The organism is Methylobacterium sp. 1030 (assembly GCF_040544715.1).
GTDB lineage: Bacteria > Pseudomonadota > Alphaproteobacteria > Rhizobiales > Beijerinckiaceae > Methylobacterium.
This window is the reverse complement of sequence record NZ_JBEPKM010000015.1, coordinates 131625-144717: the sequence shown is the minus strand read 5'-3', so window position 1 is coordinate 144717 and position 13093 is coordinate 131625. Positions and strand designations below refer to the sequence as shown.

General features: G+C 70.5%; 8 protein-coding genes. 4 read left to right on the top strand and 4 right to left on the bottom strand.

All coding sequences use genetic code 11. The features are described 5' to 3' along the window. Window positions 1-125: 125 nt before the first annotated feature. The 4 genes from ABIC30_RS21935 to ABIC30_RS21920 all read right to left on the bottom strand — a co-directional run bounded on the left by ABIC30_RS21935 (window position 126) and on the right by ABIC30_RS21920 (window position 4180). Window positions 126-665 carry a Ros/MucR family transcriptional regulator gene (locus tag ABIC30_RS21935; protein ID WP_091926972.1) on the bottom strand — a complete coding sequence of 180 codons (540 nt, stop codon included), beginning with the start codon at window positions 663-665 and terminating at the stop codon, window positions 126-128. 391 nt (window positions 666-1056) lie between these two features. Further along, window positions 1057-2277 (bottom strand): ABC transporter permease, encoded by a 1221-nt coding sequence (locus ABIC30_RS21930; protein ID WP_234081614.1) that lies wholly within the window; start codon window positions 2275-2277, stop codon window positions 1057-1059. Window positions 2278-2374: 97 nt separating this feature from the next. Continuing rightward, window positions 2375-2869 carry a DUF4112 domain-containing protein gene (locus tag ABIC30_RS21925; RefSeq protein ID WP_056533673.1) on the bottom strand — a complete coding sequence of 165 codons (495 nt, stop codon included), beginning with the start codon at window positions 2867-2869 and terminating at the stop codon, window positions 2375-2377. Window positions 2870-3010: 141 nt separating this feature from the next. Beyond that, window positions 3011-4180 carry an aminotransferase gene (locus tag ABIC30_RS21920; protein WP_234081612.1) on the bottom strand — a complete coding sequence of 390 codons (1170 nt, stop codon included), beginning with the start codon at window positions 4178-4180 and terminating at the stop codon, window positions 3011-3013. Between the two features lie 366 nt (window positions 4181-4546). Between ABIC30_RS21920 and ABIC30_RS21915 the strand changes: the two genes are divergently transcribed. The 4 genes from ABIC30_RS21915 (at window position 4547) to ABIC30_RS21900 (ending at window position 13082) form a co-directional block, all read left to right on the top strand. Further along, entirely contained in the window at window positions 4547-4723 is a 177-nt protein-coding gene (locus ABIC30_RS21915; RefSeq protein ID WP_020094024.1) for a hypothetical protein, read from the top strand. Window positions 4724-5021: 298 nt separating this feature from the next. Further along, a complete protein-coding gene (locus tag ABIC30_RS21910; protein ID WP_020094025.1) occupies window positions 5022-6428 on the top strand; it encodes an MdtA/MuxA family multidrug efflux RND transporter periplasmic adaptor subunit in 1407 nt (468 codons plus the stop codon). A 64-nt stretch (window positions 6429-6492) separates the two neighbouring features. Continuing rightward, window positions 6493-9618 (top strand): MdtB/MuxB family multidrug efflux RND transporter permease subunit, encoded by a 3126-nt coding sequence (locus ABIC30_RS21905; RefSeq protein ID WP_020094026.1) that lies wholly within the window; start codon window positions 6493-6495, stop codon window positions 9616-9618. Then, window positions 9615-13082, top strand: coding sequence for an efflux RND transporter permease subunit (locus ABIC30_RS21900; RefSeq protein ID WP_020094027.1), 3468 nt, complete (start codon window positions 9615-9617; stop codon window positions 13080-13082). Before ABIC30_RS21905 ends, ABIC30_RS21900 begins: the two co-directional genes overlap by 4 nt. The last annotated feature ends 11 nt before the right edge of the window (window positions 13083-13093 follow it).

Below are 13093 nucleotides of genomic sequence, written 5' to 3'. Positions count from 1 at the left end.
CGCGCGCGGGGTCCGGCCGAGAGCTTGGCCGAGAGCCCGGCCAAGAGGTCTGGCGAACAAGTCCGGACCGGTGCGGGTGCGATCGTCTCCGATCGCCCGCCCCCGTCCGGGCCTCGCGGCCGCGCTCAGGCGGCCTCGACCTTGCGGCTCGCCCGGGTCTTGGTCGCGGCGGTCTTGCGGCGACCGGAGGCAGGGGCGGAGGCGGGGGCGGCAGCCTCCTCCTCGGCGGCGGCCTTGTCGGACGCCGGGGACCGGCCCGGCTGGCCGAGGCCGAGGCTCTTGGCGAGCGCCGAGCGCTGCGCCGAGTAGTTCGCCGAAGTGGTCGGGTAATCGGCTGGCAGGCCGTAGCGCTCGCGGTAGGTCTGCGGATCGAGACCGTGCTTGGTCAGGTGACGCTTCAGCGTCTTGTACGACTTCCCGTCGATGAAGCTGACCAGCCCGTCGGGGCGGATCGACTTGCGGATCTGGGCGGGCGTCGGCCGCTCGACGCTCTCGGTCGCCGGAGCGACGGGGCCGGCCCCGATCGTGTTCAGCGCCTCGTGGATGCTCGCGATCAGGGCCGGCAATTCGGCCGAGGGCAGCGAGTTGTTGGAAACGTAGGCCGCGACGACGTCCACGGTCCGCTCGATGAAATCCAATTGCGATGTCGGCGCAGCTTCTGACATTCTCTCGTTCCTCGGCACAAATGCCTGATGGGATCCCCACTTTTCGCGAGTTAAGTCAGCGTCCGAAAAATGCAAGCCGCGCCATACAATTATCTGTGATGAGACCGAAGTCTAACTCTGCATCACGCGGCGAGGCTTACAGGGTATGGTTGCATTGGCGCCACTTAATGGACACTTCTGAGAGGCTTTATCGGTGTCCGCCCGGCGAATGCTAGTCGCTTCCTCGAAGCGGGTTTTCGCAGCCGGCAGAGACCTTTACCCCCGGGTCAGGGGCCGGCTCTAGACGGTCGTATACGATTGCCGCCCGGTCGTGCGGGCACAATGCGCAATCTTCGTACAGTTGTGCGAGCGCGGGGCGAGGCCCTGCGTCATTTTCGCAACCCGCGCAGCCTCAGGCGAAAGTCTTGCGCGGATCGAAGGCGTCCCGCACGGCCTCGCCGGCGAAGACGAGCAGGCTCAACATCACGGCGATGACCAGGAAACCGGTCAATCCAAGCCACGGCGCGGTCAGATTGTCCTTGCCCTGCGCGAGAAGCTCTCCGAGGGACGGCGAGCCCGGCGGCAGGCCGAAGCCGAGGAAGTCGAGCGAGGTCAGGGTGGTGATCGAGCCGTTCAGGATGAACGGCAGGAAGGTCAGCGTCGCCACCATGGCGTTCGGCAGCAGGTGGACCGTCATGATCCGGATATTCGACAGCCCCAGCGCCCGGGCCGCCCGGACATACTCGAAGTTCCGCGCCCGCAGGAACTCGGCACGCACCACGCTCACCAGCGCGACCCAGGAGAACAGCAGCATGATCCCGAGCAGGACGAAGAAGCCCGGGGCGATGAAGGCCGAGATGATGATGATCAGGTAGAGGGTCGGGATGCCGCCCCAGACCTCGATGAAGCGCTGGAAGGCGAGATCGACCCAGCCGCCGAAATAGCCCTGCACGGCCCCCGCGATGACCCCGATCACCGACGAGACCGCGGCCAGGATCAGACCGAACAGGACCGAGATGCGGAAGCCGTAGATCACCCGCGCCAGCACGTCCCGCGTGGTGTTGTCGGTGCCGAGCCAGTGCCAGGGAATGTCCGCGCAGGTCGAGCCGCCGAGCTTCTCGGCGACGGGCTTGCACTGCGCGTCCGTGAGCATCCAGGTCGGCGGCGACGGCGACGGCGTCGGCAGGTCCTCGTTGATCGTGTCGTACGCGTACGGGATCGGCGACCAAAGCGCCCAGCCGTTCGCCGCGATCTCCCGGCGGATCTCGGGGGAGCGGTAGTCGGTCGTGGCGAGGAAGCCGCCGAACTTCTCCTCCGGATAGTCGACCAGGACCGGGACCAGCCACTCGCCCTTGTAGGACATCACGATCGGGCGGTCGTTGGCGATGAACTCCGCGAACAGGCTGAGCACGAACAGGACCGTGAAGATCACGAACGATCCGTAGCCGAGCCGGTTGCGGCGGAAATTGTCGAGGCGGCGCCGGTTGAGCGGCGACAGCCGGGCGCGCCGGCCGGCGGCCCCGGGCAGGACCGGCGGCGGCGCGCCCTCGTCCGGCCGCAGGACCAGCGGCTGGGCACCGGGCATCGGCGGGGGCACGACCTCGCTGTCGCCGGGACGCGTGACCTCGTTCATCCGTGCTGCCTCTCGAGCCGCATCGCGCGCGCGTCGGCCGCCCCGATATCCGGGCGGCCCCGCGACCGGTCGGCCGCGGGACGGAGGCCGGGAACGCTCAGCCGTCGAGCCGGGTCGCGGTGCCGTCGATCTCGGTGGGACGCAGATTGCCGCTGCGCTCCAGCCAGCGGCGCAGTAGCCGGACGTTGCGGCGATTGGCCTTGAAGGCGGCGTCGAACAAGTCGCCCGCCACCGGCACGGCGCCGATCAGCCCGTCGAAGGCCACGTTCAGGCCCATCCGGGCCACCAGCCAGCGCGGCGCCCCGAGGCGCTTCGCCTCGTAGACGATGAAGGACGAGATCACCATGCCGGCCAAGTCGCCGATCACCGGCACGAGGCCGATCAGCGCGTCGAACCCGACCCGCCGGTTGATGCCCGGGATGACGAAGGCGGTGTCCATCAGGTGGGCCAGCGTCTCCAGCCGGGCGAGGCTCGCCTCCCGTCCGAGATCCGCCGACAGGTAGGGGGGCCGGGGGCCGGCGCGGGTCTCGCCCCCGGGGAAGGTCTCGGCACGGGCGAAACGCCCGGCCTGGGCAGCCTGGGTGAAGTCCATGGTCGGGATCCGTCGGGAAGCCATCGTCCCCAACGATGTGGCCCCCCACCGGGATCCCCGCAAGGACGGCGCCCGCTCGGCGCGTGCGGTCCGCCGTGATGCCCGTCCTGCTGCCCGTCATACCGTCCCTCGAGCCGACCCTCATGCCCCGGCCCCCGGGAGCCCGCGCATGCGGTCGAGCGCCGCATCCAGGGTCGCGTCGTCCTTGGCGAAGCAGAGCCGGACGAGGCCGCGCACGGAGGCGTCCGGGTAGAAGGCGCTCACGGGGATCGCCGCGACGCCGTGACGGGTGACCAGGGCCTCGCAGAAGGCCACGTCGTCGGCGTGGCCGCGGGCGGTGATGTCGATGTTGAGGAACCACGTGGCCCGGGCCGGCAGTACGGTGAAGCCGAGGCCGCGCAGGCCGTCCGCGAGCCTGTCGCGGGACCGGGCGTAGCCGGCCCGCATCGCCTCGAACCACGGGGCCGGCTTGCCCAGCCCGTAGGCCACCGCCTCCTGGAGGTTCGGGGGCGTCGTGAAGGTCAGGAACTGGTGCGCCTTGGCGAGCCCGCGCATCAGCCGGGCATCGGCCATCACGAAGCCGACCTTCCAGCCGGTGAGGGAGAAGATCTTTCCGGCCGAGCCGATCTTGACGGTCCGCTCCCGCATCCCGGGCAGCGCCATCAGCGGCCGGTGGCGCGCGCCGTCGAACACCACGTGCTCCCAGACCTCGTCGCAGAGGGCGGTCACGTCGAAGCGCTGGCAGTAGCGGGCGAGCAGGTCGAGGTCCTCGGGCGCGAACAGGGTGGCGCTCGGGTTGAGGGGGTTGTTCAGCACCACGACCCGGGTCCGCGCCCCGAAAGCCTCCGCGAGCGCGGCCTCGTCGAGGCGGAAGTCCGGGGGCCGGAGCGCCACGACCCGCGGCACGCCGCCCGCCCGCCGGACCAGGGGCAGGTAGGCGTCGTACATGGGCGCGAACAGCACGACCTCGTCGCCGGGCTCGATCAGCGCCAGGAGCGCGCCGGCCAGGGCCTCGGTCGCCCCGGAGGTGACCATCACCTCGGTCTCCGGGTCGAGGACGAGGCCCTGGTGCTGCGCGTAATGGGCGGCGACCGCCTCGCGCAGGGCCGGCAGGCCCATCATCGGCGGGTACTGGTTCCAGCCGTCCAGGAGCGCCCGCGCGCCCCGCTCGCGGACATCCGCCGGCCCGGCGTCGTCCGGGAATCCCTGGCCGAGATTGATCGCACCGTGGACCCGCGCGAGACGCGACATGGTCTCGAACACGGTCGTGGGCAGCGCGTCGAAGACGGGGTTGATGACGGCGGACCTCATGCGGCGCGGCACGGGGTACGGCACGCGGCGCCGGGCATCGAGAGAGTCGGCATGGCGGGTCTCGGCATCGCCGGCCTGTAACATGGCCGTCGCGCGTTGCGGAATGTGCGCGGTCGCACAGACCCGGTCTCCGGCGCGCCGGGGCCGGCTGACGAATGTTGACATTCATCACCCGTCTCTTAGGTTCGGATCACGGCCGGAGCGGCGCACACGCCGACGGAGCTTCGCCCCCTCGCTCCGTCAGCGGGGCGCCGCTCCGGTCCCCAGAAGGGTCATCGACTTGCGGGTCGGTGGCCCTTTCGGCATGTCCGGACGCGGCCGCACCCGCTCACGCCCCGCTCGCTGGGTCGGCCACCGGATACGACGATGCGGCCCTCCTCACGCGCGTTCCTCGGCTGCCTGGTGCTGGCGCTGCTGATCGGCGGCCTCGGACTCGGCCTGCGCCGCGCCGTGGCCGTCACCCCGGTCGATCCCGCGTTCCGGGCGGTGCTGCGCGCTTATGCGGTACCGGACGCGTCCGGCGGGCCCCAGCAACACGAGTGAAACGTCGCCGCCCTAGTGACGGCGCATTGGCCGGGCACCGGTGGAGGGCGCCGCGAGGTGCGCGAGCGGCGCGGCCGCGGGTGTCCATGACGCCGCGGTAAGGAGCCGTTCGGGGCCCGGACAGCTTTATGGGCTTACGCTCCCGTACACGGGATCGGAGCCGTCGGGTCCCGCGGGACCGGGCGGCTTCAGGACGGGCTTCCGGGACGCGGCGTTCCGGGGGCGGCATGGGGGCTTGGACAGCGAGGGATAGGGTGCCGCCGGTCGCGCAGACGACCGTCCTGTGCTCTAGTCAGGCATGAACGAGAGTTCACCGATCCGGACCGACACGGCCCGCGCCTACCAGCCCGGCGAGGCGCCCGCGCGCGAGGTCCGGACGCGGCGCTTCCGCCCGATCCGCTGGCTCGTGTTCCTGGTGCTGCTCGCCGGCGCCGGGGCGATCGGCCACCGCTGGTACGAGGCCCGCACCGGCAAGGGTGCCGAGCCGGCGACGGCGCATCACACCGGCGGCCACGGCGGCCGGCGCGGCGGGGCCGACATGCCGCAGGCGGTGGGCATCGCCAGCGCCACGACCGGCGACATGCCGGTGGTGCTGCAGGGCCTCGGTACCGTGACGCCGCTCGCCACCGTGACGGTGAAGTCGCAGATCAGCGGCTACCTCACGCAGGTGCAGTTCCGGGAGGGCCAGAACGTGAAGGCGGGCGACGAGCTCGCCCGGATCGATTCCCGCCCCTACGAGGCGCTGCTCGCGCAGTACCAGGGCCAGCTCGCCCGCGACCAGGCGCTGCTCCAGAACTCGAAGCTCGACCTGCAGCGCTACCAGACGCTGAACCGGCAGGACTCGATCTCGAAGCAGAACGTCGACACGCAGGCCGCCCTGGTGAAGCAGAACGAGGGCACGGTCGCGGCCGACCAGGCGCTCGTCGACCAGCAGAAGCTCAACATCGCCTACACGCACATCGTCTCGCCGGTGGACGGCCGCGTCGGCCTGCGCCAAGTCGACCAGGGCAACTACATCTCGGCCGCCTCCACGGCGATCGTGGTGGTGACCCAGCTCCACCCGATCTCGGTGGTGTTCACCCTGCCGGAAGACGACGTGTCGCGGGTGATGCGGCAGGTGCGGGCGGGCGCGAAGCTCACCGTGCGGGCCTACGACCGCGGCGACGCCCACGAGATCGCCACCGGCCGCCTCGACACGGTCGACAACCAGATCGACACGACCACCGGCACGGTGAAGCTGCGCGCGCTGTTCGACAATTCCGACGAGGAGCTGTTCCCGAACCAGTTCGTCAACGCCAAGCTGACCGTCGACACGGTGCGGGGCGCGACGCTGGTGCCGAATTCCAGCCTGCTCCAGGGCACGCCCGGCACCTACGTCTACCTGATGGACGGGGACAGCAAGGTCACGGTCCGGCCGATCAAGACCGGCGAGACTGACGGGACCCACACGGTGGTGGTCTCCGGGCTGAACCCGGGTGACCGCGTCGTCACGGACGGCACCGACCGGCTGAAGGACGGCGCGCCGGTGCGCATCACCGAGGGCGCGCCGGCGGTCGCCGGCGACGGCAAGGCCGCGGCGGCGAAGCCGGACGGCAAGGCTGACGGCAAGGGGGAGGTGAAGCCCGCCGCGCCGGCCGACGCGGCGGCGGATTCCCAAGGGACAGCGGAGGGCGGTCGTCGGCACCGGCGCCGTCAGGCGCAGTGAGGACGGCTCTGGCGCGACGCTCCCTCTCCCCCCTCCGCGGGGGAAGGGATAACGGGAGCGCGTCATGAACCCGTCCCGCCTGTTCATCCTGCGACCGGTGGCCACGACGCTGCTGATGCTGGCGATCCTGATCGTCGGCGGCGTGTCGTACCTGAACCTGCCCGTCTCGGCGCTGCCGGCGGTCGATTACCCGACGATCCAGGTCCAGACCTTCTATCCCGGCGCCAGCCCCGAGGTGATGACCTCCTCGGTGACGGCGCCGCTGGAGCGGCAGTTCGGCCAGCTCGCCAACCTCAACCAGATGACCTCGCAATCCTCCGCGGGCGCCTCGGTCATCACCCTGCAGTTCAGCCTGGACCTGCCGCTGGACATCGCCGAGCAGCAGGTCCAGGCGGCGATCAACGCCGCCGGCAACCTCCTGCCCTCCGACCTGCCGGCGCCGCCGATCTACGCGAAGGTCAACCCGGCCGACGCGCCGGTCCTGACGCTGGCGCTCACCTCCAAGACCCTGCCGCTCACCCAGGTGCGCGACCTCGCCGAGTCGCGCCTCGCGCAGAAGATCAGCCAGGTGGCGGGCGTCGGCCTCGTGAGCATCTCGGGCGGCCAGCGCCCGGCCGTGCGGGTCCGGTTCAACGCGCGGGCGCTCGCCGCCTACGGGCTCAACATCGACGACCTGCGCACCACCATCACCAACCTCAACGTCAACACGCCGAAGGGCACGATCGACGGGCCGAAGCAGTCCTACGCGATCAACGCCAACGACCAGATCCGCGACCCGAAGGCCTACGACGCGGCGATCATCGCCTACCGCAACGGCGCCCCGGTGATGCTCTCGGAGGTGGCCGACGTGGTCGAGGGGCCGGAGAACACCAAGCTCGGCGCCTGGGCGGACGCGACGCCGGCGGTGATCCTGAACATCCAGCGCCAGCCCGGCGCCAACGTCATCGCGACCGTCGACAAGATCAAGTCGCTGCTGCCGCAGCTCCAGGCGAGCCTGCCGGCCGCCGTCGTGGTGGCGCCGCTCACCGACCGGACCACCACGATCCGCGCCTCCGTGGAGGACGTGCAGTTCGAGCTCGGCCTCGCCATCGCGCTCGTGGTGCTGGTGATCTTCCTGTTCCTGCGCAGCCTGTCGGCGACCCTGATCCCGAGCCTGTCGGTGCCGCTGTCGCTGGTCGGCGCCCTGTCGGTCATGGACCTGTACGGCTTCTCCCTCGACAACCTGTCGCTGATGGCGCTCACCATCGCCACCGGCTTCGTGGTCGACGACGCCATCGTGGTGATCGAGAACATCGCCCGGCACGTGGAGGCCCGGGACTCGCCCCTGGAGGCGGCGCTCAAGGGCTCCCGCGAGATCGGATTCACCATCATCTCGCTGACCGTCTCGCTGATCGCCGTGCTGATCCCGCTCCTGTTCATGGGCGACGTGGTCGGGCGGCTGTTCCACGAATTCGCCATCACGCTGGCGGCCACGATCATCATCTCGGCGGTGGTCTCGCTGACGCTGGTGCCGATGCTGTGCGCGCGGCTCCTGAAGCACGTCCCGGAAGCCGGCCACCGCCGCCGGGAGGGCGTCCTCTCCCGCCTGGGCCGGCGCGCCATCGACGGCACGATCGAGTCCTACGGCCGCTCCCTGCGGGTCGTCCTCAACCACCAGGGCCTGACCCTGCTGGTGGCGCTCGGCACGCTCGGGCTCACGATCTACCTGTTCGCGGTGATCCCGAAGGGCTTCTTCCCCGTGCAGGACACGGGCGTGATCCAGGGCATCACCCAGGCCGACCAGTCGGTCTCCTACGCCGCCATGGCCGAGCGCCAGCAGCGGATGGCCGAGATCGTCCTCAAGGACCCGGACGTGGCCAGCCTGTCGTCGTTCATCGGGGTCGACGGCCAGAACGTCACGCTCAATTCCGGCCGGATGCTGATCAACCTGAAGCCCCGGGACGCGCGCACCGCGACGGCCAGCGCGATCATCCGGCGGATCTCGGCGGCGGCGGCCAACCAGCCCGGCATGCGGCTCTACATGCAGCCGGTCCAGGACCTGACGATCGACACCGCGGTCTCGGCGACCCAGTACCAGGTGATCCTGGAGAGCCCGAACATCGACGATTTCGAGACCTGGGTGCCGCGCTTCACCGAGGCGCTGGCGAAGTCGCCCGTGGTCACCGACGTGGCGAGCGACCACCAGGGCCAGGGGCTCGCCGCCTACGTGACCATCGACCGGCCGACCGCCGGCCGCTACGGCATCACCCCGGCGACGATCGACAACGCCCTCTACGACGCCTTCGGCCAGCGGATCATCTCGACGATCTTCACCCAGTCCAACCAGTACCGGGTGATCCTGGAGGCCGACCCGAAGCTGCACACGACGCTCCGCAGCCTCGACGCGATCTACCTGCCCTCCTCCACGGCGACCAACGGGCAGGTGCCGCTCTCGGCGGTCGCGCGGATCAGCGAGCGGCGGGCGCCGCTGCTGATCTCCCATCTCGGCCAGTTCCCGGCCACCACCGTGTCGTTCAACCTCGCCCCCGGCGCGGCGCTGGGGCAGGCGGTCGAGGCGATCGACAAGGTCAAGGCCGAGATCGGCCTGCCGCCCTCGTTCCGGGTGGTGCCGCAGGGCTCGGTCTTCGCCTTCCAGTCGGCGCTCGGCAACGAGCTGTTCCTGGTCCTGGCGGCGATCGTGACCGTCTACATCGTGCTGGGCGTGCTCTACGAGAGCTTCATCCACCCGATCACGATCCTCTCGACCCTGCCGTCGGCGGGGATCGGGGCGCTGCTCGGCCTGATGCTGTTCGGCCTGTCGCTCGACATCATCGCGGTGATCGGCATCGTGCTGCTGATCGGCATCGTGAAGAAGAACGCCATCATGATGATCGACTTCGCGCTCCAGGCGGAGCGCGAGGACGGGCTCGAGCCCCGCGAGGCGATCTTCCAGGCCTGCCTGCTGCGCTTCCGGCCGATCCTGATGACGACGCTGGCGGCGCTCTTCGCGGCGGTGCCGCTGATCCTCGGCACCGGCGTCGGCTCCGAGCTGCGCCAGCCGCTCGGCATCTGCATCGCGGGCGGCCTGATCGTCAGCCAGGTGCTGACGCTGTTCACCACGCCGGTGATCTACCTGGCCTTCGACCGGCTGGAGCGGCGGATCTCGGGGCGGCGGGGGCCGGATCTCGCGCCCGGCGAGGCGCTGCCGTGAACATCTCCGAGCCGTTCATCCGGCGGCCGGTGGCGACCACGCTGCTCACGATCGGCGTGCTGCTCGCCGGGCTGTTCGCCTTCCTGAAGCTGCCGGTGGCGCCGCTGCCGCAGATCGACTTCCCGGTGATCCTCGTCCAGGCCCAGATGGCCGGCGCCTCGCCCGACACCATGGCCACCACCGTGGCGGCGCCCCTGGAGCGGCGGCTCGGCGCCATCGCGGACGTCAACGAGATGACGTCCACGAACTCCCTCGGCTCGACCCGGATCGTGCTGCTGTTCGGCCTCAACCGCGACATCGACGGCGCGGCCCGCGACGTCCAGGCCGCCATCAACGCGGCGCGCGCCGACCTGCCCGCGTCGCTCCGGCAGAACCCGACCTACCGGAAGTTCAACCCCGCCGACACGCCGATCATCATCCTCGGCATGACCTCGGAGACGCTGACCCGCGGCCAGGTCTACGATTCCGCCGCCACCGTGGTGCAGCAGAAGCTGTCGCAGCTGCCGGGCGTCGGCAACGTCGATATCGGCGGCTCGTCCCTGCCGGCCGTGCGGGTCGAGCTCGATCCCACGGCCCTGTTCAACTACGGCATCGGCCTCGAGGGCATCCGGGCCGCGCTCGCCTCCGCGAACGCGAACTCGCCCAAGGGCGAGATCGACGCGGGCGACCGCCGCTACCAGCTCTACGCCAACGATCAGGGCCGCAAGGCCGCCGATTACCGCGACATCATCGTGGCCTACCGCAACGGCGCCGCGGTGAAGCTCACCGATGTCGGGCAGGTGCTCGACGGGGTCGAGGACAAGCGCAACCTCGGCATCGTCAACGGCAAGCCGGGCGTGCTGCTGTTCGTCTACAAGCAGCCCGGCGCCAACGTGGTCGAGACCATCAACGCCGTGAAGGAGGCGCTGCCGCAGATCACCGCCTCCCTGCCCGGCGGCATCGACATCAAGCTCACCGGCGATCGCAGCGCCACGATCCGCGCCTCCCTCGCGGCCACCGAGGAGACGCTGCTGGTGGCGGTCGGCCTCGTCATCCTGGTGGTGTACGGCTTCCTGCGCTCCTGGCGGGCCACGCTGATCCCGGCGGTCGCCGTGCCGATCTCGATCGTCGGCACCTTCTCGGCGATGTATCTGCTCGGCTACTCGCTCAACATCCTGTCGCTGACCGCGCTGATCATCGGCACCGGCTTCGTGGTCGACGACGCCATCGTGGTGCTGGAGAACGTCCAGCGGCACATCGAGGAGGGCAAGCCCCGGCTCCAGGCGGCGCTGATCGGCGCGCGGGAGGTCGGGTTCACGGTGATCTCGATGAGCCTGTCACTCATCGCGGTGTTCCTGCCGATCCTGCTGATGGGCGGCCTCGTCGGCCGCATCTTCCAGGAATTCTCCGTCACCCTGTCGCTGTCGATCCTGATTTCCTTGGTGCTCTCGCTCACGACCACGCCGATGATGTGTGCCCGGCTGCTCCGGGCCGAGGGGCATGGCCCCAATGGCGAACCGCCGGCCGGCCGCCGGCCGAACCTGCTGATCCGGATTTTGGAGGGCGGCTTCGCCCGGCTGCTCGGGGCCTACGCGCGGACGCTGGAGGTGGCGCTCGCCCATCCGCGCCTCGTCCTGTTGAGCCTGCTCGCCACGGTCGGGCTCAACGTCTACCTCTACATCATCGTCCCGAAGGGCTTCTTCCCCGAGCAGGATACCGGGCAGATGATGGGCGGCATCCAGGCCGACCAGCGCATCTCGTTCCAGTCGATGGAGAAGAAGCTCACGCAGGCGACCGCGATCGTCGGGGCGGATCCGGCGGTCGAGAGCGTCGTCGGCTTCACGGGCGGCCGCGGCACCAACTCGGCCAACGTCTTCGTCGGCCTGAAGCCGCTCAACGAGCGGGCGCCGATCTCGGCCGTGATGGCGCGGCTGCGGCCGAAGCTCGCGCAGGTCGCGGGCGCGCGCCTCTACGTCTTCCCCCGCCAGGACCTGCAGATGGGCGGCCGCCAGAGCTTCGCCCAGTACCAGTACACCCTCCAGGGCGACACGGCCGAGGAGCTGTTCGCCGCCGCCCCGAAGCTGGTGGCGGCCCTGCAGAAGGACCCGACCTTCGCGGACGTGACCTCGGACCAGCAGGAGGGCGGGTTGGAGAGCCGGGTCGTGATCGACCGGGCGACCGCGTTCCGCTACGGCATCACGCCGAACAAGATCGACAACACCCTCTACGACGCCTTCGGCCAGCGCCAGGTCTCGACGATCTACAACCCGCTGAACCAGTACCACGTCGTGATGGAGATCGCGCCGCGCTACCTGGAAACGCCGGAGACGCTCAAGCAGATCTACGTCTCGACCTCGGGCGGCAACGCGCCGGGCTCGGCCACCACCAACGCGGTCGCCGGCACGGTGGCGGCGGGCGGGACCGTCAACACCAACGCGGCGACCGGCACCAGCAGCCCGGGCAGCGGGTCGTCGGCGAGCGCCGCGACCGGCGTCGCCACGGGCTCCGGCGCCGTCGGCGGCTCGGGCACCGCGGGCGCCGTCGCGGCGGCGGCCGCCGCCGCCTCCGCCAGCACGGCCGACACCGCCTCGAACGCCGCCGCCATCGCGTCCGACTCGGCCCGCAACGCCTCCGCCAACGCCATCGCGGCGAGCAAGGGCGGCGCCTCGTCGAGCGCGCCGGTCTCGGCCGCCAAGGAGACGATGGTGCCGCTCTCGGCCTTCGCGCGGATCGAGCCCGGCAGCGCCCCCGTGCAGGTGAGCCACCAGGGCCTGTTCGTGGCGACCACGATCTCGTTCAACCTCGCCCCGGGCAAGAGCCTGTCGGACGCCACCGACGCCATCGACCGGGCCATGGCCTCCCTGCAGCTGCCCGCCACGATCCACGGCGAGTATGCCGGCGCGGCCAAGAACTACGTCGCCTCCGCGTCGCGCCAGCCGCTGCTGATCCTGGCGGCGATCCTGGCGGTCTACGCGGTGCTGGGGATCCTCTACGAGAGCTTCGTGCACCCGCTGACGATCCTCTCGACCCTGCCCTCGGCCGGCGTCGGCGCGGTGCTGGCCCTGCTGGTGACGGGCACCGACTTCACCATCATCGCGCTGATCGCGGTGTTCCTGCTCATCGGCATCGTGAAGAAGAACGCGATCATGATGATCGACGTGGCGATCGACGCGGAGCGGACCCGGGCCGCGAATCCCGTGGACGCGATCCGCGAGGCCTGTCTCCTGCGCTTCCGGCCGATCATGATGACGACGCTGGCCGCCATGCTCGGCGCCGTGCCGCTGATCCTGGCCAACGGCGAGGGCGCGGAGCTGCGCCGCCCGCTGGGCATCGCCATCGTCGGCGGGCTGATTGTGAGCCAGATCCTGACCCTCTACACCACCCCTGTCGTCTACCTCACCCTCGATCGCCTCCGGCACAGGGTGCTCAACCGGCGCAGGCGCGGCGGGCGGAGCGGAGAAGCGGCGCTGCCGGCCGGAGAGTGATGGTTAAGGTT

What these genes read in the sequence shown, in the direction of transcription:
- ABIC30_RS21935 (WP_091926972.1), bottom strand. Translation starts at nt 665, where the DNA reads ATGTCAGAAGCTGCGCCGACATCGCAATTGGATTTCATCGAGCGGACC.
- ABIC30_RS21930 (WP_234081614.1), bottom strand. Translation starts at nt 2,277, where the DNA reads ATGAACGAGGTCACGCGTCCCGGCGACAGCGAGGTCGTGCCCCCGCCG.
- ABIC30_RS21925 (WP_056533673.1), bottom strand. Translation starts at nt 2,869, where the DNA reads ATGGACTTCACCCAGGCTGCCCAGGCCGGGCGTTTCGCCCGTGCCGAG.
- ABIC30_RS21920 (WP_234081612.1), bottom strand. Translation starts at nt 4,180, where the DNA reads ATGAGGTCCGCCGTCATCAACCCCGTCTTCGACGCGCTGCCCACGACC.
- ABIC30_RS21915 (WP_020094024.1), top strand. Translation starts at nt 4,547, where the DNA reads ATGCGGCCCTCCTCACGCGCGTTCCTCGGCTGCCTGGTGCTGGCGCTG.
- ABIC30_RS21910 (WP_020094025.1), top strand. Translation starts at nt 5,022, where the DNA reads ATGAACGAGAGTTCACCGATCCGGACCGACACGGCCCGCGCCTACCAG.
- ABIC30_RS21905 (WP_020094026.1), top strand. Translation starts at nt 6,493, where the DNA reads ATGAACCCGTCCCGCCTGTTCATCCTGCGACCGGTGGCCACGACGCTG.